This window comes from Thalassospiraceae bacterium LMO-SO8, assembly GCA_031655335.1.
Lineage (GTDB): Bacteria > Pseudomonadota > Alphaproteobacteria > Rhodospirillales > Casp-alpha2 > UBA1479.
In genome coordinates, this window is sequence record CP134226.1 from 1,070,323 (window position 1) to 1,088,896 (window position 18,574).

The window sequence follows — 18,574 nt, forward strand, 5'->3', positions numbered from 1 at the left end:
CCCTTTACGCCAACAGCGCCCGGTCGATGAGCACCCGGCCGTCGCGCACCTGCACCGGGAAGGTCCGCGCGCGCCCTTCGTCCGGCGCCTTGGCGACGCCGGTTTCCAGGTCGATGACCCAGTTGTGCAGCGGGCAGGTCACGCCGTTCTCATGGACGATGCCCTGGCTGAGCGGCCCGCCCTTGTGCGGACAGCGGTCCTCCAGCGCGAAGACCTTGTCCGACGCCGTGCGGAACAGGGCGACGCAGCCGAGCGTCGCCCGGATCACCCGCGCGCCCTGCGGCGGGATGTCTTCCAGCCGGCAGATTTCGATCCAGACCTGTGTTTTCGTGTTCATGCTCATGTCGTTCATCACGCCACTTTCCCCAAATGCGCCAGACGGAAGGAGGTGAATTCCTCCGCGTCCTTGCCCTGGGCGCGCTCGGCCCAGGGATCGTTCTGCATGAATTTCTGCGAGTAGACGAAGCGCGCGTTCAGCTCCTTGCGCCGGTCCGCGTTCTCCACCACCTGTTCGCGGGCCACGTCGAGGCCGACCCGGTCCGCCCATTTGTAGATGCGCTCCAGGTAGCGGCCCTGCTCGCGGTAGAGCTGCGTGAGGGCGCCGATGTATTCCAGAACCTCCGCCTCGGTCGCCACGGTGCACAGAAGCTCCGTGCCCTTGACGTGCATCCCGGCCGCCCCGGCGAAATGGATTTCATAGCCACTGTCGACGCAGACCACGCCGATGTCCTTGCAGGTTGCCTCGGCGCAGTTGCGCGGACAGCCGGACACCCCGAGCTTCACCTTGTGCGGCGTCCACGACCCCCACATGAACCTTTCCAGCTTGATCCCGAGACCCGTGGAATCCTGGGTCCCGAAACGGCACCAGTCGGTGCCGACGCAGGTCTTCACCGTGCGCAGCGACTTGCCGTAGGCATGGCCCGAGACCATGCCCGCCGCGTTCAGGTCGGCCCACACGGCCGGCAGGTCTTCCTTCTTCACGCCCAAAAGATCGATGCGCTGGCCGCCGGTAACCTTGACCGTCGGAATCTTGAACTTGTCGGCGACGTCGGCGATGGCGCGCAGTTCGTCCGGCGTGGTGATGCCGCCCCACATGCGCGGCACCACGGAATAGGTGCCGTCTTTCTGGATGTTGGCGTGAACCCGTTCGTTGATGAAGCGGGACTGCTTGTCGTCCACGTATTCGCCGGGCCAGGTCGCCAGAAGGTAGTAGTTGAGCGCCGGGCGGCACTTGGCGCAGCCGCAGGACGTCTTCCAGTTCAGTTCCTGCACGACGGCGGGAATGGATTTCAATTCCTGAGCGACGATGAGACGGCGCACGTCGTCGTGGCCCAGGTCCGTGCAGCCGCACATGGGCTGCACCGCGTCGGGCTGGAAGGCGTCGCCCAGGGTGACCTTGAGCAGTTGTTCGACCAGCCCCGTGCAGGTCCCGCAGCTGCCCGACGCCTTGGTATGGGCGCGCACGCCGTCGACGCCGGTCAGCCCCTTTTCCGTGATGGCCTGGACGATGGTCCCTTTGCACACGCCGTTGCAGCCGCAGATTTCCGCGTCATCCGGTAAGGCTGCAACGGCCGCCGTAGGGTCCAGCGGGGAGCCCCCCGCATAGGCCTGGCCGAAGATCAGGGTGTCCCGCAGGTCCGAAATGTCCGTGCCCTTCTTCAGCATGTCGAAGAACCAGGCGCCGTCGGCGGTGTCGCCGTAGAGCACCGCGCCGATGATCTTGTTGTCCTTCAGCACCAGGCGTTTGTAGACGCCGCCCGCGGCGTCGCGCAGGACGATCTCCTCGCGGTCGTCGGCCTCGGCGAAGTCGCCGGCGGAATAAAGATCGATGCCCGTGACCTTCAGCTTGGTCGCGGTGACCGAGCCCGTGTATTCCTGGGCCTCGTCCCCCGCCAGGTTGGCGGCGATGACCTTGGCCATGTCGTAAAGCGGGGCGACCAGGCCGTAGCACTGTCCCCGGTGTTCGACGCATTCGCCGACGGCCAGGATGTCCGGATCGCTGGTGCGCAGATGATCGTCGACCAGGATGCCGCGCCCGACCTCGAGCCCGGCGTCGTCGGCCAGCTGCGCGCTGGGCCGGATGCCCACGGCCATGACCACGATGTCGGCGGGAAGCTTGGTGCCGTCCTCCAGCACCACGCCCGCGACCTTGCCGTCACGGCCGGTGATTTCCTTGGTGTTGGCGCGGGTGATGATCCTGATGTCGCGGTCGGCCAGCGCCTTTTCCAGAAGGTATCCGGCGCTGGGGTCCAACTGGCGTTCCATCAGGGTCGGCATCAGGTGCAGGACCGTGACGTCCATGCCCTGGCGCTTCAGGCCGTAGGCGGCTTCCAGCCCCAGCAGCCCGCCGCCGATGACGACCGCATGGCCGCCCGACTTGGCGGCGGCCAGCATGGCGTCTACATCGTCCAGGTCGCGGTAGGTGACGACCCCGGCCAGGTCCTTGCCCGGCACGGGAATGACGAAGGGCGACGATCCCGTGGCGATCAGAAGCTTGTCGTATTCGGCCACGGTGCCGTCGTCGGCCACGACCTTGCGGTCGGCGCGGTCGATCTCCAGGATCTTCTTCCCCTTGTGCAGGGTCACGCCGTGGGTTTCGTACCAGGCGTCGTCGTGGATGATGATGTCCTCGTAGGCCTTTTCCCCGGACAGCACCGGCGACAGCATGATGCGGTCGTAATTGACGCGCGGTTCGGCGTTGAAGATCGTCACCTGATAGGCGCCGGGCGCCTTTTCGAACAAATGGTCGAGCACCCGCCCCGGCGCCATGCCGTTGCCGATGACGACGAGTTTCTTGGGGGTTGTCTGGCTCATCACGCTGCCTCCTCCGTTGTTGGCGAACCGCTCTTGCCCTGGTGGCCGTGCTCGTATTCCTCCAGGAAGTCCAAAAGCTCGGCCCGGTACTCGTAATATTTCGGATGTTCGAGAAGCTGCTTGCGCGTGCGCGGACGCGGCAGGTCCACTTCCATGATCTTGCCGACCCGGGCGTTCGGCCCGTTGGTCATCATGATGACCCGGTCGGCCATCAGGATCGCCTCGTCCACATCATGGGTGACGCAGATCGCCGTGACCTGGGTGCGGGCCCAGACCTCCATCAGCACTTCCTGCAATTCCCACCGCGTCAGGCTGTCGAGCATTCCGAAGGGCTCGTCGAGCAGCAGCAGCTTGGGCGACAGGGCGAAGGCGCGGGCGATGCCGACGCGCTGCTTCATGCCGTTCGACAGGTCGCAGGCGGCCTTGTCGGCGGCGTCGGACAGACCAACCCGGCCCAGGTAGTAGCGCACGACGGCTTCGCGTTCTTCCCGCGTCGCGTGGGGGTAGACCTTGTCGACACCCAGCGCCACGTTCTCCAGCGCCGTCAGCCAGGGGAACAGGGACGGCGCCTGGAACACCACGCCGCGGTCGGGCCCGGCGTCGGAAACCTCGCGCCCGTCCAGGATGATGCCGCCGTCGGAGATCGGGTTGAGCCCCGCCGCCATGGACAGCACCGTCGACTTGCCGCAGCCGGAATGGCCGATGATGGAAATGAACTCGCCCCTCCGCATTCTGAGGTCGAAGCCCTCGACCACGGTCAGCGGCCCCTTGGGCGTGGGGTAGGTCTTGGACACCTTGGCGAAATCGCAATAGCGCTCGTCATGGGGCGTGCGCGGCTGGGCCGCGTCCTGGGCGACCTGCGGCAGCTTGGTGTGCAGGTCGATGGGAACCACGTTGGGCAGCACCAGGTCGTCCTCCGTCTCGGACGCGCGCTCGACGCCGACGGACATCAGGTACTGCGTGACGTCGCGGCGCAGCGCCTTGAACGCCGCGTCGTGGTTCATGGCCGCGCGGTCGCGCGGTCGCGGGATATTGACCTTGAATTCGGGCCCGAAGGTCGCCCCTGGCCCAGGGTTCAGCGGAATGATGCGGTCGGCCAGCAGGATCGCCTCGTCCACATCGTTGGTGATGAGGACCACGGTCTTCTTGTCCCGGCTCCAGATTTCCTCGATCTCGTCTTGCAGGTTGGCGCGGGTCAGGGCATCTAGGGCGCTGAGCGGCTCGTCCAGCAGCAGCACCTCCGGCTCCATGGCCAAGGCGCGGGCCACGGCGACGCGCTGGCGCATGCCGCCCGAAAGTTCCGCCGGCTTGCGCGTGATGGCGTGACTGAGACCGACCATGTCGACGTATTTCTCGACCCGCGCCCGGCGCTGTGCCTTGCTTTCGTTCTTGAACAGCACATCGACGGCGAGGCCGATGTTGCCGGCCACGGACAGCCAAGGCATGAGGGAATAGTTCTGGAACACGACGCCGCGTTCCGGCGCCGGCCCGTCGATCTCCTTGCCCTTCATGACGATGCGGCCGGCGTCCGGCTTGATCAGCCCGGCCAAGGCCGAAATCAGGGTCGTCTTGCCCGACCCCGAAAACCCGACGATGGCGACGAACTCGCCTTCCTCGATCGAAAGGTTGATGTCCTTGAGGATTTCGGTCTTGGCGGCGCCCGAGCCGTAGGACTTGGCGACGCCTTGAAGTTCCAGGAATGCCATGGCTTTCCGTCCTTTGTCCTAGCGTTTGTCCGAGAAGGTCAGCAGCCCCTGCAAGGTCTGCATGACCCGGTCGAGCAGGAAACCGATGATCCCGATGGTGAACACGGCGACCATGATCTTGCCGAGGGAGTGAGAGGAGCCGTTCTGGAATTCGTCCCACACGAATTTGCCGAGCCCCGGGTTCTGGGCCAGCATCTCGGCCGCGATCAGCACCATCCAGCCGACGCCGAGCGACAGGCGCAGGCCCGTAAAAATCAGCGGCAGGGCCGACGGCAGGACCATCTTCAAAACCTTGGTCGACCAGTTGAGTTGCAGCACGCGGCCGACGTTGACCAGATCGCGGTCGATCGAGGCGACGCCGACGGAGGTGTTGATGAGCGTCGGCCATAAGGAACACAGTGTCACCGTGATCGCCGAGGTCAGGAACGACTTGTCGAACATGGGGTCGTTGGTGACGTAAACGGCGCTGACCACCATGGTGACGATGGGCAACCAGGCCAACGGCGACACCGGCTTGAAGATCTGGATCAACGGGTTCATGGCGGAATTGAACAAGGGCGACAGGCCGCACAGGATGCCGATGGGCACGGCGAACAGGGTCGCGATCAGAAAGCCCATGAACACGGTCTTCAGGCTGGTGACGATCTGGTCGACGTAGCTGGGCTTGCCCGTGTAGGTGCGCCATTTCAGTTCGGCGTTGGGGTCTTCCGCCAGCTTGGCCGCATGGCGCTTTTCCTGGCGTTCATAAAACGCGGCCTGCTTTTCGCGCTGAATCTTGTGGTCTTGCCACAGGCTGACCGCCTCTTCGTAGACGGCGACGGGGCCGGGAATCTTGCCCAGGCTGGTTTCCACCTGCGACGCCATCTGCGACCACAGGCCCAGGAACACGGCAAAGGCCAGCATGGGCACGCCCAGAAGGCGCCACAGCTGCACCATCTCGTGGCGCGGGTTTTCGCCGGCGATCATCCGGATGACCGGCGTGAACCAGGTCAGGCCGATGAGGGTCAGGACGTTATTGACCCGGGTTGCGGTGATTGCGGTCATTTTTCTGTCTCTTTCAAACTGTCACTTCAGACCGGAGGGGGAGACGGAACCACCCGAGGCGGCGGTCCCGTCCTGTCCCCGCGGGCGGGGTCAGCCCTGCACGTCGGCGCCGACCACGACCTGATTCTTCTTCAGGCCGATGGGAAACTTGGCGAGATAGTCGTTGGGTTTGCGGCCATCGAAGGTGATGCCGTCGATGAACTCGGCCTGCGGGGCGCGGAAGCCGTCCGTGTCCCAGGGGAAGTCGGCCTTGGCCGCCTTGCCTTCGTCGACCAGCATCTTGGCCGCCTTCAGGTAGATGTCCGGGCGGTACACCTTCTTGGCGATATCGTGATACCAGGCGTCCGCCTTGCCCTCGGGAATCTGGCCCCAGCGACGCATCTGCGTCAGGTACCACACCGCGTCGGACAGATAGGGGTATGTGGCGAAGTAGCGGAAGAACACGTTGAAGTCCTTCAAGGGCCGCTTGTCGCCCTTTTCGTATTCGAAGGTGCCGGTCATGGAATTGGCGATGACCTCGTAGTCGGCACCGACGTATTCGCTTTTGGCCAGGATCTTCACGGCTTCCTTGCGGTTGCCGTCGTTGTTGGCGTCAAGCCACATGGCGGCGCGGATCAGGGCCTTGGTCAGGGCCAGGGTGGTGTTGGGATATTTTTCGGAAAATTCCTTGGTGATGCCGAACACCTTCTCCGGATTGTTCTTCCAGATTTCGTAATCGGTGATGACCGGCACGCCGATGCCCTTGAACACGGCCTGCTGGTTCCACGGCTCGCCCACGCAGTAGCCGAAGATGGTGCCGGCCTCCATGGTCGCGGGCATCTGCGGCGGCGGCGTCACGGACAGCAGGGCGTCGGCCTTGATCTGGCCCGAGATGTCGGTCTTGGAATAGAAGCCGGGATGAACCCCGCCGGCCGCGAGCCAGTAGCGCAGTTCGTAGTTATGGGTCGAGACGGGGAACACCATGCCCATCTTGAACGGCTTGCCGGCGGCCTTGTATTCGGCGACCACGGGTTTCAGGTAGTCGGCCTTGATCGGATGGACCGGCTTGCCGTCCTTGTGCGGCACGTGCTTCTTCATCTTGGCCCAGACCTCGTTCGACACGGTGATGCCGTTGCCGTTCAGGTCCATGGAAAAGGGCGTGATGACGTGGGCCTGGGTGCCGAAGCCGATGGTGGCGCCCAACGGCTGGCCGGCCAGCATGTGCGCACCATCCAGTTCGCCGTCGATGACGCGGTCGAGCAGAACCTTCCAGTTGGCCTGGGGTTCCAGGGTCACGAACAGGCCCTCGTCCTCGAAGTAGCCCTTCTCGTAGGCGATGGCGAGCGGCGCCATGTCGGTCAACTTGATGAAGCCGAACTTGAGCTCTTCCTTCTCGACCTTGAGGGCCTTGGCCGAGGCCGCTCCCTGGCCGACGCAGAGCGCGCCGGCGATGATCGCCGCAGCGGTCAATGTCTTCACGAACAATCGTCTTTTCATCGTGGTGTCGGTCATATCGTTGCTCCTTCGTTGCCCCGGACGCCTGGCGCCGCGCAGGGCCGGTATCCGGGAAATTCAAAACAAAAAGCCGCATTCCCTTGGTCGGCTCTCCGGATAAGGAGAGCGGTCAAGGAAGCGGCCATGCTTCGAGGGCGCGTAATTGGGCCCGGATGTTCGATGTAAGGGGCTCGTCCGCGAGCCCGGTCTACGTCATATGAACGGCAACGTTGGCGTTCGACTGTTGAAATGCGTTTTGCACAATGCGTGCCAGGGAAATAATTGTTTTATTTCAATTGATTGAGACTTTTTTCTTTGACTGCCTCTTCATCAAATTGGTGATAATTTAGTCATCAACGGCTTATGTGATTACAAAATATACAAATATCGGAGGCGTGGCCGGACGGTCCTTCGACCGGCCGACCACAGCCCGACAACGGCATGGCCTCACGCCGCCTCCGCCGCCGCGTCCTTCATGACGGACGCAAGCAGGCCGTAGGCTTCCGCCCAGGCGGATTCGACCTCGGGCGTGAAGGCATCGCCCAGGCCCTTGCCCAGGGTCCACAGCAGGGCGCCGCCGACGATGTCGTAATGCTCGTCCTTGACGCCGTAGCCGACGTGGCGGCGGCCCAGGTCCTGGACCGGCGCGACGATGGTGTCGACCTGATGCAGGTTGGTGACGGCGACGCCGATCATCTGCATCAGCTTTTTCTTCTGTTCGCTCATGTCCTGGGGAAACATGGGGCGCAACTGCGGCGCCACCTCGAACAGGCGGCCGTAGAAGATATCGGCCGCCGTGTCGGCGATGGGGATGACGGACTTGAAGCTGTCCTGGACCAGTTTGATCTGTTCGGGTGTCATGTCTTTTCCTTTCGTGACGTCTTGCGCCAACCAGCGGCCCGGCGGCCGGAACGGCGCCGGGCCGGGCCGGACTAATTCATGGGAACGCGGATCACGACGCCGCCCATCACCTCGCCCAGCTTGAAATCGGTGCGGGGCGAATCCTTGTGCGCGTTGTGGCAGGTGACGCAGGGGCCGGCGACGGCGACGTCGGCGTAGACGGCGGTGAAGTAGTTTTTGCCGCCCAGTTCTTCCTCGCTGTAGAACGGCTTCTCTCCCTTGTTCTCGGCGATGAAGGCGAGGCCCTTCTTCTCGGTCTCCGTGCGCGGCGCGTTCTGCTTGTTGATCGGCCAGAGCGACAAAAGCTGATAGGCGAACTTGTCCGTCTTGCTCGACACCATTTCCGAGCCGAAGCGGAACATCTGCGCCGGCAGCGGCAGGGCCTTTTCGTCCTCGAAGTGTTCGGACGCCTTGATCACCTTTTCCTTGGCGGCCAGGCGGGCGACCACTTTCTTGGTGTAGATCGCGCGGTCCGACGCCATGACGAGATGCAGCATGTCGGTGAAGGTTTCGTAGGACACGCCTTTCTTGTCGTCGCTGCCGAACAGCCCGGCCTTGGCCGGCGTGCCGAGCCCCATGGCGAGCACGCCGGCGCAGGCGAGCGCCGTGCATGAGGCGGCAATGGTCAGTTTCTTGGTCATGGTCATCTCCTTGTTGTCTTCCTGTCTCGTTGAACGCGGGATTTACTGCTGCTGTTGGCGGCGCGCCCGTTCCCGCATCCTGTTTTCCACCCAGTCGATGCTTTCGACATGGTGGGCGGGCTTGCCTTTGAAGTTGTTCTTGATGAGGGCCGGATCGGCCAACGCGTCGATGGTGAAGCGCAGGCCGTGGCAATCGGCGCAGACCGTGCGGATCATCTTTTCGTTGGGCCGCAGGTTGTCGTTCTGGTTATGGGTGACGAAGACCTTTTCCGTGCCGTAGTCGTCGCGCACCAGATGTTTGGGCATGTGACACGTGGCGCAGGTCACGCCCGACCCCTTGGGCAGGTCGCCCGAGGCTTCCCGGTCGACCAGCGAGTTATGCGGCGACATGCGGAAGGCCTTGGTGTGGTCGTCGGCGTGGCAGCTTTCGCAGGCGTCGACCTGTGCGAATTTGACGTCGTACTTATGCGCGCCGTGGCAGGTGTTGCAGGTCAGCGCCGTCGCGTGCACGTCGTCCTTCATGGGCAGGCGGGCCAGGGCCGGCGTCATGGGCGGCAGGCCCTTGTCCTCGAACAGGCCGAGGAAATCATCCTTGCGCGACACCCACAGGCCGTCGCGCTGACGCATGCCGTGCTTGCCCTCGGTGAAGGTCTTGGCCTCGGCCGTGTGGCAGGCGGCGCACTCCTTGGCGGCGGGTGCGGCGACCCATTCATCGGGACGCGTGCGCTTGCGCGGCTGGTGACAGCCAGAACAGTTGACGCCCGCCGCCGCATGGCCGGAAGCGGCCCAGTCGGCAGTATGCTTGAGCGCGCCCCGATGCGCGGCCGGCGCATCGGCGTCGAGCGCCCTCAGCGCCTTGCGCTCGGGCTTCGGCTGGTCCGCCGGCGGGGTCCAGTTGGACAGGGCGACAAGCAGGACCTCTTTGAAATCAGGTTCCCCATGGCGCTTTTCCAGGAAGTCCTCGTAAAGCGCGCGGTTGTCATGGAAGTTGTGGCAGCCGGAATTCCCGCAGGTGTCGAAGGCAAGGCCTTCGTGGCTCGGCCGGTTCTTGGCGATGTCCTGATGGCACAGCGCGCAATAATCCGTCGGCAGGGTGACGGCCATGGCGTTGGTGATGCCCGGCTGATGTTCACGGTGGCAGGTCACGCAGTAGCGCGCGTCCAGCACGGCGACGCGGTCGGCGTTGCGCGGATCGATGAACTTGGACCGGGGATGGGAATCGTTGGCCGCCTTCAGCTCGTCCCCGTGGCAGGTGACGCAGCCCTTCTGCAGGGCGTCGATGCCGCCGAACATGTCCGTGTGGCAGGCGTCGCAGGCCATTTCGATCTGGTGGTGGCCCGACGTCGTCTTGCCGATCAGGAACACGGAGCGGAAGTCACCGCCGTAGTGCATGGTCGCCGCGACCGCACCGCCCCCCATGAGGGTCGCCGTGATCCAAACCAGCCAGAGCAGCTTGTTGCGCATGGTCGCCGCCGCCCCCTCAGTAGAAATACACGGTCGCGACATGCGCGGCCAAAAGAAGCGGGATGGGCCACAGAAGGAGGATATGCGCCCAGGTCGGTAGCACCCGGGGCGCGGTCTTCGCACCCTTCAGGGGGCCGTTGAGCAGCCGATGCTCCACCGACGTGACGAGACCGGCCACCGCCCCCAGCACCGACAGCGCCAGGAACGTGCCCATCAGCCAGCTGTTCAGGTTCTCGCCCAGGTGAAAGCCCGTGTGCACGAACAGCCCGGCGATCAAAAGCGCGCCGACGATGCCGTGCACCAGGCGCCAGCCGTTGTAGCCGCCGAGCCGCTGGAACAGCTTGATCCGCTTGCGCAGGCCCAGCACGGCGGCGATGACCATGAAGCCCAGCAGGGTAAAGCCCGAGATCTGCTTGATCAGAGGATCGATCCACAGAAGATCGACCCGGAGCTTGTCCTGCACGCTCACCGAATAGGGCCAGGCGGGCGTGAAGACCGTGACCAGGGCCAACACGGCGGCCAGCATTGAGAACACGAGCAGCGATGTCGACCAGCCCACGGGCTCGGCCTTGGCCTCCGCGCCCAGCAGGTCCTGCAACAGCGGCTGGCAGGTGCCGCAGACGGTGGAGGCGCAGGTCGCGCGCTGAAGATCGCCGAGCGTCGTGCAGCCGGCGGCCATGGCCTGGCCCAGCATGCCGCGGGTCACGCCCGTGCAGTTGCAGACGGTCGCGGCATCGGCCCAGTCGCGCACCGACTGGGGCGCCGCGTCCTTCAGCAGCAGGCCCGTGGCGCGCAGGCGGCGCTGCTGCCAGGGGGATATCCGCGCGCGGGCCTTGATCATCTGTTGCAGGTGGTTGATTTCCGCCCATTTCCCGATGGCGATGGCCCCGACGGCGCGGCCGCGACGCACGATCACCCGGCGGTAAAGGCCCGCTTGCGGATCGGACCAGACCACCGAGGTCAGGGCCGGGTCGTCGTCGATCTGTTCGACCTCACCCATGGAAAACACGTCGATGCCGACGACCTTGAGCCGCGTCGCCGGCACGCTGCCCGCGTAATCGACGCCCTTGCGGCCGAGAATATGATCAACGCAGGCCTGGGCCTGTTCCAGGCCGGGGCCGACCAGACCGTAACAATGGCCGTCGAATTCGGCGCATTCGCCGACGGCGTAGATGTCCGGATCGTCGGTCCGCATGTGGGCATCCACGGTGATGCCCCGGCCCACGGCCAGCCCGGCGTTGCGCGCGATTTCCAGATTGGCGCGCACCCCGGCGCAGACGATCACGGTATCGCAGGGAATGACCTCGCCCGAAGACAGCACGACGCGCTCGACCCGGCCGTTGCCCTCGACCGCCTGGACCCGGGTCAGGGTCCGCGCGGTGATGCCGAGGCGTTCCATCCCCGCGGCCACCAGGTCGCCCGCCGCCTGATCCAACTGGCGCGGCAGCAGGCGGCTTTCGTGTTCCAGCACCCAGGTCTCGACGCCCTTGGACGACATGCCGCGTGCCGCTTCCAACCCCAGCAGTCCGCCGCCGATGACCACCGTGCGGGTGGAGCGGAAGGCCCGCGCGACCAGCCGTTCGACATCGTCGAAATCGCGGAAGGTATAGACGCCGTCCAGCGTGCATCCCGGAATGTCGGGCACATGCGGGCGCGATCCGGTGGCGATGACCAGGCGGCTGAACGGCCAGGTGCGGCCGTAATCGTCGACGGCGACGCGGCCTTCGCGGTCGATTTCACGAATGCGCAGACCGTCGTAGCGGCTGATGCGGACGTCGGCGGCGGGTTCGGGCTGGTAGACCTGACCGATCTGGACTTCCCCGGTCAGGAACGGCGTCAGCTTGATGCGGTTGTAGGGATGCCAGCGTTCGGCGTTGAACAGCACCACCGGCTCCCCGGCGCGGGACAGTTCCTCGGCGACGCGGAGCCCCGCCGGGCCGGCGCCGATCACCAGGGTAGGGGGAATGTCTGCGGGAGAGACGGCGCCGGATGCGGCATCGGGCAACGCCGCCGCGCCGGCCGGGGATGTGTCGTCCACCGCCGTCGCCGGGGTCCTTGCCCTTGTGAATGCCCGCATCGTGTCGAACATGCCGTGCCCTCGCTCAGAAACAGAAAATCCGCTGCGGGATGCATCCACATCCCGTCTGAGCGGCGACGCTCTGCGTCCATCGACGGACGCGATCTGTTTTGGTTAAGAGAGCTCTTCGGCGAGCCTGACAACGGATGGGGCGGCGGTCATCGGCGCCCCATCACCGAAATGCTGCAATGCACAACACATGCCAAATGCTGGCGGCTTGAATATCAAGGACTTAAGGCAACAGGCCGCGCATCAATCCTTGTGCGTTGATTATATTTTGATCAGTAAATTTTCTTAGATTATTTTTTAGGCAATCCAGGCAGAGGCCGTCACCCGCATTCCGGATCGTAGACCGCATCGCCGAAAAACCGCCCCCGGGACGGCCCGGTGCCTTCCGGTTTCCAATCGCCATCGGGCACGGCGAGGCCGAGTGGGCGGACCGCGTCGCGGTAGATGTCCGGGCGGTAAACCTGTTCGGCGAGGGCGCAGATGTCCGTGTCCTGGTCGATCTGGCGCCAGCGGATCATCTGTTCCGTGAACCAGGCGGCGTGGGAGCGCCAGGGGAAGGTCGCGTCGTCGCGGAAGAAGGTGATGAAGTCGGGATCGTTGACCGCCCCGCCGGGTGCGCGACCCGGCAGGTCACCGGCCATGGCCTGGGCCAGGATCGGGGCGGCGATACCCAGGTAATGAGGGGCGGCCAGGGTTTCCGCCACGGCGCGGCGGTTTTCCGGGCGCTCGACCCATTGCGCGGCCTCGACCAGGGCCCGGATCAGGGCGTTCAGGGTGCGCGGATGGGCCGCCGCCCAGGTCGCCCGCACGCCCAGCACCTTTTCCGGCCCGTTGTGCCAGATGCGGGATTTGGTCGTGACGATCTCGCCGACCCCGGCCTCGACCGCGACGGCGTTCCAGGGAGCGCCGACGCAGAATCCGTCGATCAAGCCCTGGTCCAGATTGGCGACCATGAGGGGCGGCGGAATGACGACCAAGCGCAGGTCGAAATCCGGATTGATGCCGGCGGCGGCCAGCCAGCCGCGCAGCTCGTAATTATGGGCGGAAAACGGAAACACCACGCCGAAGGTCAGCGGCGGCCGCCCGGCGGCCCGGTCGGCGTCGATCACGGCCTTCAGGGCCCTGGCACCCGACAGCACGTCGCCGCCCAGTCCCGCCGCAATCAGGCGGTCATGCAGGTCGTTGGACACGGTGATGGCGTTGCCGTTGAGGCCGAGCGCCATGGGCGCGATCAGCGGCGTGCGCACATGGCCGATGCCGAGCGTCGAGGCGATGACCATGGGGCCCAGCATATGGGCGCAATCCAGATGGCCGATGGTCACCTTGTCGCGGATCGAGGCCCAGGACTGTTCGCGGGAAATTTCCAGGCGCAGGTTGTACTTCTCGGCGAAACCGAATTCGGCCGCGACGACCAGGGGGGCGCAATCGAGCAGCGGGATGATCCCGGCATGGACGGTCGAGACCTCCGGCGCGCCGCCCGCGTCCGTCCCTCCCCAAACCTTATCCTCCAGGCTATCCGGCACCTTGGTCTCCATCCCCGGCATTACGACGCGATCCGATCCGCCGTCACCAGGCTGTTGGCGATATCGACGATGCGTTTCTTCTCGTTCATGGCGGTCTTGCGAAGGGCCGCGTAGGCTTCTTCTTCGCTCATCCCGCGGGTCTGCATCAGGATTCCCTTGGCCCGCTCGATGGTCTTGCGTTCGCTGAGCGCCGTCTTGGCTTCCGACAACTCGACCTGCAGGCGCGAAAAGGCGTTGAAGCGCGAAATGGTCAGATCGACGATCTGGTTGACCCGCTCTTTCTTCAACCCATCGACGATATAGGCGCTGACGCCGGCGTCGATGGCCGCGTCGGTCATGGCGCGGTCGGTCTCGTCGACGAACACGGCGGTCGGGCGGCGCACCTCGCGGGAGACCTGGAACATCTGTTCCAGCGTGTCGCGCGACGGGTTTTCCAGGTCGATCAGGATCACGTCCGGATCGATGGCGAAGATCTTTTTCAGAAGGTTGTCGACGTTGTCGATATGGACGATGTCCGCATGACCGGATTCGGCAAGCCCGTCCATGAGGATCGCGGCACGAACCGGGTTCTCGTCAATAACGACAATGCTGAGCTTATTATCCGACATCGGGCCGTGACGTGCTCCCCCGCCAGGGAAGGTTGATCCATGACACAGCCCCGTCGTTGCGGATGTGTTGTTGCAGTGCAGCATAACTGCCGCCGAACCGACAATCAAGCGAGTCAATTCCAGACTTGGGCAGAAATCGGGCAAAATTTCTAGTTGCTTAAAATTTCATCGTTTATCCATTCGGAATCAACAGCAAGAATCGACAACTCATTGATTATTAGCGACTTTTCCACAATCCGGAATTGGCACGATCCTCGCAATGTCCGACAGGCGCCGGCACCCCCGGCGCCTTCAAGGACGAAAAGGACGCCGACATGGCCGCTCTCGCCCATGACACCCGGACCTCCCGGCAGAACGTTTCCGTATTCCTCGACCCCGCCCGCCGTGACCTGGCGATCCAAACGGGGACCATGATTCTGCTGGTCGCCGCCGTCGCCTTTACCCTGATGAGCGGCTTGGCGCGGCGCGATCTGGGCCCACCCGTGCCGGCCTCCCTCGACGGTGTCATTCTGCCGGAACCGCAAGCGGCGGCGGGCCTGGGCCTGCCCGGCGACGCACCCCTGGCGGGCCGCTGGACCCTGGTATGCCGAAGCGACGGCGGGTGCGCGCGGGCGCGGGCCGCCCTTGGCCCGCTTGGCGGGCCGTTCCAGGTTCTCCGCGCGGCGGCCCCGGGCGATGCCGCGGTGATGCCGTTGATCGACCCCCGGGGCCGGATCTATGCCCGCCTCGACGCAACCCTGCCCATCCTTGACCTGGGCGGGCTGGCGGCGGAAACCGCCCGGTTCTTCGACCGCGCGGTGATGGCCAAACTTTTCTAAGCCGCGTCCGTTTCTCCGACCGTCCAGGTCTTGCCCGCCGACAAAAGGCCGGTCAGGGCCACCCGGTCGATCACCCGCCTGGGCGCGTCGCCACGCTGGGCCGTGAAGTCGTCGGCCGGAACGTGGTAGAGCACCCCGAGCGCCAAAGGCAGGTCCGGGGCGTCCATGCGGGCCAGAATGGTCGCCAATGCCAGGTTGGTCTGGTCGTGGACGGTGACGTCATACACCGGCCCGCCATCCCCGACCGGCACCACGCGGGCCGTGCCCGACGGCCAGTCGACAGCGATGCCCTTGTCCCGGTCCTTGCCGAAGATCATGGGCTTGCCGTGTTCGAGCCGTAGGGTGCGGTCGGCGGTCAGGCCCTTGTCGCGCACGGCCTCGAAGGCGCCGTCGTTGAACACCACGCAGTTCTGCAAAATTTCGACGAAGGATGCCCCCCGGTGCGCCTGCGCCGCCTTCAGCACGCCCGGCAGATGGTCCTGTAAGGTGTCGGCCGAGCGCGCGATGAACCGCGCCCCGGCCCCCAAAGCCAAAAGCGCCGCGTTCACGGGGGCCTCGACCGAGCCCGAGGGCGATGACGGCGAGCGCATGCCCGTGGCCGAGGCCGGGGAGTACTGCCCCTTGGTCAGGCCGTAGACGGCGTTGTTCGGCATGATCAGGTTGAGGTCGACGTTGCGCCTGAGCGCATGCATCAGATGGTTGCCGCCGATCGACAGAAAATCCCCGTCGCCGCCGACGACCCAGACGTCGAGGTCCGGGTTGGCCATTTTCACGCCCGTGGCGACCGCCGGGGCGCGGCCGTGGATGGTGTGGAACCCGTAGCTGGCCAGGTAGTAGGGAAAGCGCGCGGCGCAGCCGATGCCGGAAATGAACACCACGTCGTCGGGGCGGCGGCCCGCTTCGGCCAGCACGCCGCGCACGGCCTTGAGAATCGCGTAGTCGCCGCAGCCCGGACACCAGCGCACTTCCTGGTCCGTGGTGAAGTCGCGGGCGGTCAGCTCAGGGGTCGCGCCCGTGTCAGGGGCGGCCAGGTCGGGGTTCATCACGTTCATGACAGGTCCTCTCTGAGGGCGGCGTCGATCTCGGCCACCGTGAAGGGCTGGCCGGTGACCTTGTTCAGGCCGCGGAAGGAAACATGGGGGAACAGGCCTTGCAGATGGCCGCGCAACTGCCCGGAGTTGAGTTCCGCCACCACGACTTGATCGTAGAGGGCGAAGATCTCGCCAAGCCCCCGGGGCAGTGGCGACAGATGGCGCAGGTGCAGGTGGCCGACCGCATGGCCCTCGGCGGCCAGATCCTCGACCGCGGTCTTGAGCGCGCCCTGGGTCGAGCCCCAGCCGACGGCGAGCACCCGGCCCGCGTCCGTGCCGGCGGTGACCGCTGCCGGAGGCAGGGCGCCGCGGATATGGTCCAGCTTGGCGGCGCGCAAATCGGTCATTTCCTGATGGTTGTCGGGATCGTAGGAAATATGGCCCGAGCCCGCCGAGCGCTCGATTCCGCCGAGGCGATGCGCCAGCCCGGTCATGCCCGGCACGGCCCAGGGCCGGGCCAGCGTTTCGGCATCGCGGCGGAAGGGATGAAAGCCGTCCGGGTCGATGTCGCGGTCGACGGCGATATCGGCCAGGGCGTCGACGTCGGGCAGGCGCCAGGGCTCCGCCGCGTTGGCCGTATAGGCGTCGGACAGCACGATCACCGGCGTCATGAAGGTGACGGCGGTGCGCGCCGCCTCGATCACCGTCTCGAACGAATCGCCGGGGCCGGCGGCGGCGAACACGGGCAGGGGCGCTTCGCCGTGACGGCCGTGCAGGGCCAGGTTCAAATCCGCCTGCTCGACCTTGGTCGGCATGCCGGTGGAGGGACCCGCGCGCTGCACGTCGATGACGATCAGCGGCAGTTCCGCCGCCGTGGCGAGGCCCAGGGCCTCCGCCTTCAGCGCCATGCCGGGACCCGAGGTTCCGGTGACGCCGAGGCCGCCCGCGAAGGAGGCGCCGATGGCGGCGGTGGCGGCGGCGATCTCGTCTTCCGCCTGAAAGGTCGCGACGCCTTCCCCGCCCAGCTTGGCGAGCCCGTGCAGGATCGCCGAGGCCGGGGTGATGGGGTAGGAGCAATAATGCAGGCGCAGCCCGGACAGGGCCGAGGCGGCGGCCAGGCCCAGCACCATGCCGTCGATGCCGGTCAGCGTGCGATAGGTGCCGGGGCGGGGGCTGGCGGGGGCGACGGCGCGCAGGCGGGGCGGCGGCGCCATGTCGGTGACGTCGCCGTAGGTATGGCCCGCGTCCATGGCCGCCGTGTTGGCGGCGGCGATTTCCGGCCGCTTGGCGAATTTCGATTTCAGCCAGGCCGCCGTGGGGGTGCGGTCCTGGGCGAACATCCAATAGACCAGGCCAAGGGCCCAGAAGTTGCGCGCCGTCTCGGCCTCTTTCTTGGTGACGCCTTCCGGCAGGGCGGCTTCGCGGGTCAGGCGGGAAATCTCGATGGCTTCCAGACGATAGCCGTCCAGGCTGCCGTCCTCCAGCGGGTTGGCGGCGTAGCCGGCCTTTTCCAGGCCGCGTTTGGCGAAGGCGTCGGCATCGGCGATCAACAGCCCGCCCGGGCGCAGCGCCGAAAGATTGGTCTTCAACGCCGCCGGATTGAGCGCGACCAGCACGTCGACCGTATCGCCGTGGGTCTTTACCCGGTCGCCGCCGATCTGAATCTGAAACGCCGACACCCCGAAGGTCGTGCCGGCGGGGGCACGTATTTCCGCCGGGAAGTCGGGAAAGGTCATGAAGCCGTGGCCGGTCAGGGCCGAGGACTTGGTGAATTCCGCGCCCAGCGTCTGGATGCCGTCGCCGGAATCCCCGGCAAAGCGGATCACGGCCGGGCCCTGGGCCGCGGCGTTGTCTGACAGGTCGGGCGGGGTGGGTTGGTCGAGCATGGCCGGAAATCCTTGTTCAACGCCGGGTCGTGTTCGGGTGTCGGCGACGGTGGCCGGACTATGCCCGCCGACATGGATTCCGGTCGGTCAATTAATTGCCGGGGATAAATAAAAGAGGTTCTGTCAACGAATTGCTTTTATGTCGGGGCGGCGCGGGCTTGGATCAGGCACCCCCCGGGCGGACCGATCCGCCCCTTGTTCAGGAGGCCGATCATGCAACCAACAGAAATTTCCGTCGCCGCCGACCGCGCCTCGCTGACGATCATCTGGCCCGACGGCGTTCGCCAGAACCTGAGTGCTTCGACCCTGCGCCAGATGAGCCGCTCCGCCCGTTCGGAAAGTGCCCGCCTGAAAGGGTGGGACGTGCCGGCCGACGGCGGCCTGACCATCGCGGCGGTCGAAGCGGTCGGCGTCTATGCCATCAACATCACGTTTTCCGACGGCTACGCCAAGGGCATCTATCCCTGGGAAATGTTGCGCGGGGCCATCGGCGCGCTGGCGTTTCAGGGCCTGAACACGGCCCAGGCCGAGGCGATTTCCGGCCTTGGCAATTAGTTGACAGACAGACGGCCCTGCTGCG

General features: G+C 65.5%; 15 protein-coding genes. 2 read left to right on the forward strand and 13 right to left on the reverse strand.

Annotated elements, in window-relative coordinates:
- Positions 1-4: 4 nt before the first annotated feature.
- From nirD to RJ527_05255, 11 genes are all read right to left on the reverse strand, one after another.
- Positions 5-352 carry a nitrite reductase small subunit NirD gene (nirD, locus tag RJ527_05205; GenBank protein WND77143.1) on the reverse strand — a complete coding sequence of 116 codons (348 nt, stop codon included), beginning with the start codon at positions 350-352 and terminating at the stop codon, positions 5-7.
- On the reverse strand, positions 352-2,814 hold the full coding sequence (gene nirB, locus RJ527_05210; protein ID WND77144.1) for a nitrite reductase large subunit NirB: 2,463 nt from the start codon (positions 2,812-2,814) through the stop codon (positions 352-354). The genes nirD and nirB overlap by 1 nt, the downstream gene beginning before the upstream one ends.
- A complete protein-coding gene (locus RJ527_05215; GenBank protein ID WND77145.1) occupies positions 2,814-4,520 on the reverse strand; it encodes a nitrate ABC transporter ATP-binding protein in 1,707 nt (568 codons plus the stop codon). The genes nirB and RJ527_05215 overlap by 1 nt, the downstream gene beginning before the upstream one ends.
- A gap of 18 nt (positions 4,521-4,538) precedes the next feature.
- Positions 4,539-5,564, reverse strand: coding sequence for an ABC transporter permease (locus RJ527_05220; GenBank protein ID WND77146.1), 1,026 nt, complete (start codon positions 5,562-5,564; stop codon positions 4,539-4,541).
- 90 nt (positions 5,565-5,654) lie between these two features.
- Positions 5,655-7,055 carry a CmpA/NrtA family ABC transporter substrate-binding protein gene (locus tag RJ527_05225; protein ID WND77147.1) on the reverse strand — a complete coding sequence of 467 codons (1,401 nt, stop codon included), beginning with the start codon at positions 7,053-7,055 and terminating at the stop codon, positions 5,655-5,657.
- A 429-nt stretch (positions 7,056-7,484) separates the two neighbouring features.
- Positions 7,485-7,898, reverse strand: coding sequence for a globin family protein (locus tag RJ527_05230; protein ID WND77148.1), 414 nt, complete (start codon positions 7,896-7,898; stop codon positions 7,485-7,487).
- A gap of 71 nt (positions 7,899-7,969) precedes the next feature.
- A complete protein-coding gene (locus tag RJ527_05235) occupies positions 7,970-8,578 on the reverse strand; it encodes a DUF3365 domain-containing protein (GenBank protein WND77149.1) in 609 nt (202 codons plus the stop codon).
- Positions 8,579-8,620: 42 nt separating this feature from the next.
- The gene (locus RJ527_05240; GenBank protein WND77150.1) at positions 8,621-10,042 is read right to left on the reverse strand and encodes a cytochrome c3 family protein; all 1,422 of its coding nucleotides are present in this window, start codon (positions 10,040-10,042) and stop codon (positions 8,621-8,623) included.
- Between the two features lie 16 nt (positions 10,043-10,058).
- Positions 10,059-12,080 carry an FAD-dependent oxidoreductase gene (locus tag RJ527_05245; GenBank protein WND77151.1) on the reverse strand — a complete coding sequence of 674 codons (2,022 nt, stop codon included), beginning with the start codon at positions 12,078-12,080 and terminating at the stop codon, positions 10,059-10,061.
- 368 nt (positions 12,081-12,448) lie between these two features.
- Complete coding sequence (locus RJ527_05250; protein WND77152.1) at positions 12,449-13,651, reverse strand: ABC transporter substrate-binding protein; 1,203 nt, start codon at positions 13,649-13,651, stop codon at positions 12,449-12,451.
- Positions 13,652-13,671: 20 nt separating this feature from the next.
- On the reverse strand, positions 13,672-14,259 hold the full coding sequence (locus tag RJ527_05255; GenBank protein WND77153.1) for an ANTAR domain-containing protein: 588 nt from the start codon (positions 14,257-14,259) through the stop codon (positions 13,672-13,674).
- 314 nt (positions 14,260-14,573) lie between these two features.
- Between RJ527_05255 and RJ527_05260 the strand changes: the two genes are divergently transcribed.
- Positions 14,574-15,077, forward strand: a complete 504-nt coding sequence (locus RJ527_05260; protein ID WND77154.1) for a hypothetical protein — start codon at positions 14,574-14,576, stop codon at positions 15,075-15,077.
- On the opposite strand, the gene RJ527_05265 is transcribed toward RJ527_05260, so the two are convergent.
- Together RJ527_05265 and RJ527_05270 are read right to left on the reverse strand one after the other, a co-directional pair.
- The gene (locus tag RJ527_05265; GenBank protein ID WND77155.1) at positions 15,074-16,129 is read right to left on the reverse strand and encodes a 2-oxoacid:ferredoxin oxidoreductase subunit beta; all 1,056 of its coding nucleotides are present in this window, start codon (positions 16,127-16,129) and stop codon (positions 15,074-15,076) included. The genes RJ527_05260 and RJ527_05265 overlap by 4 nt on opposite strands.
- Entirely contained in the window at positions 16,126-17,994 is a 1,869-nt protein-coding gene (locus tag RJ527_05270) for a 2-oxoacid:acceptor oxidoreductase subunit alpha (GenBank protein ID WND77156.1), read from the reverse strand. The genes RJ527_05265 and RJ527_05270 overlap by 4 nt, the downstream gene beginning before the upstream one ends.
- 213 nt (positions 17,995-18,207) lie before the next feature.
- On the opposite strand from RJ527_05270, the gene RJ527_05275 reads away from it, so the two are divergent.
- Entirely contained in the window at positions 18,208-18,549 is a 342-nt protein-coding gene (locus RJ527_05275; protein ID WND77157.1) for a DUF971 domain-containing protein, read from the forward strand.
- Positions 18,550-18,574: the final 25 nt, after the last annotated feature.

What these genes read in the sequence shown, in the direction of transcription:
- RJ527_05235 (WND77149.1), bottom strand. Translation starts at nt 8,578, where the DNA reads ATGACCAAGAAACTGACCATTGCCGCCTCATGCACGGCGCTCGCCTGC.
- RJ527_05260 (WND77154.1), top strand. Translation starts at nt 14,574, where the DNA reads ATGGCCGCTCTCGCCCATGACACCCGGACCTCCCGGCAGAACGTTTCC.
- RJ527_05225 (WND77147.1), bottom strand. Translation starts at nt 7,055, where the DNA reads ATGACCGACACCACGATGAAAAGACGATTGTTCGTGAAGACATTGACC.
- RJ527_05240 (WND77150.1), bottom strand. Translation starts at nt 10,042, where the DNA reads ATGCGCAACAAGCTGCTCTGGCTGGTTTGGATCACGGCGACCCTCATG.
- nirB (WND77144.1), bottom strand. Translation starts at nt 2,814, where the DNA reads ATGAGCCAGACAACCCCCAAGAAACTCGTCGTCATCGGCAACGGCATG.
- RJ527_05230 (WND77148.1), bottom strand. Translation starts at nt 7,898, where the DNA reads ATGACACCCGAACAGATCAAACTGGTCCAGGACAGCTTCAAGTCCGTC.
- RJ527_05220 (WND77146.1), bottom strand. Translation starts at nt 5,564, where the DNA reads ATGACCGCAATCACCGCAACCCGGGTCAATAACGTCCTGACCCTCATC.
- nirD (WND77143.1), bottom strand. Translation starts at nt 352, where the DNA reads ATGAACGACATGAGCATGAACACGAAAACACAGGTCTGGATCGAAATC.
- RJ527_05265 (WND77155.1), bottom strand. Translation starts at nt 16,129, where the DNA reads ATGAACGTGATGAACCCCGACCTGGCCGCCCCTGACACGGGCGCGACC.
- RJ527_05275 (WND77157.1), top strand. Translation starts at nt 18,208, where the DNA reads ATGCAACCAACAGAAATTTCCGTCGCCGCCGACCGCGCCTCGCTGACG.
- RJ527_05270 (WND77156.1), bottom strand. Translation starts at nt 17,994, where the DNA reads ATGCTCGACCAACCCACCCCGCCCGACCTGTCAGACAACGCCGCGGCC.
- RJ527_05255 (WND77153.1), bottom strand. Translation starts at nt 14,259, where the DNA reads ATGTCGGATAATAAGCTCAGCATTGTCGTTATTGACGAGAACCCGGTT.
- RJ527_05215 (WND77145.1), bottom strand. Translation starts at nt 4,520, where the DNA reads ATGGCATTCCTGGAACTTCAAGGCGTCGCCAAGTCCTACGGCTCGGGC.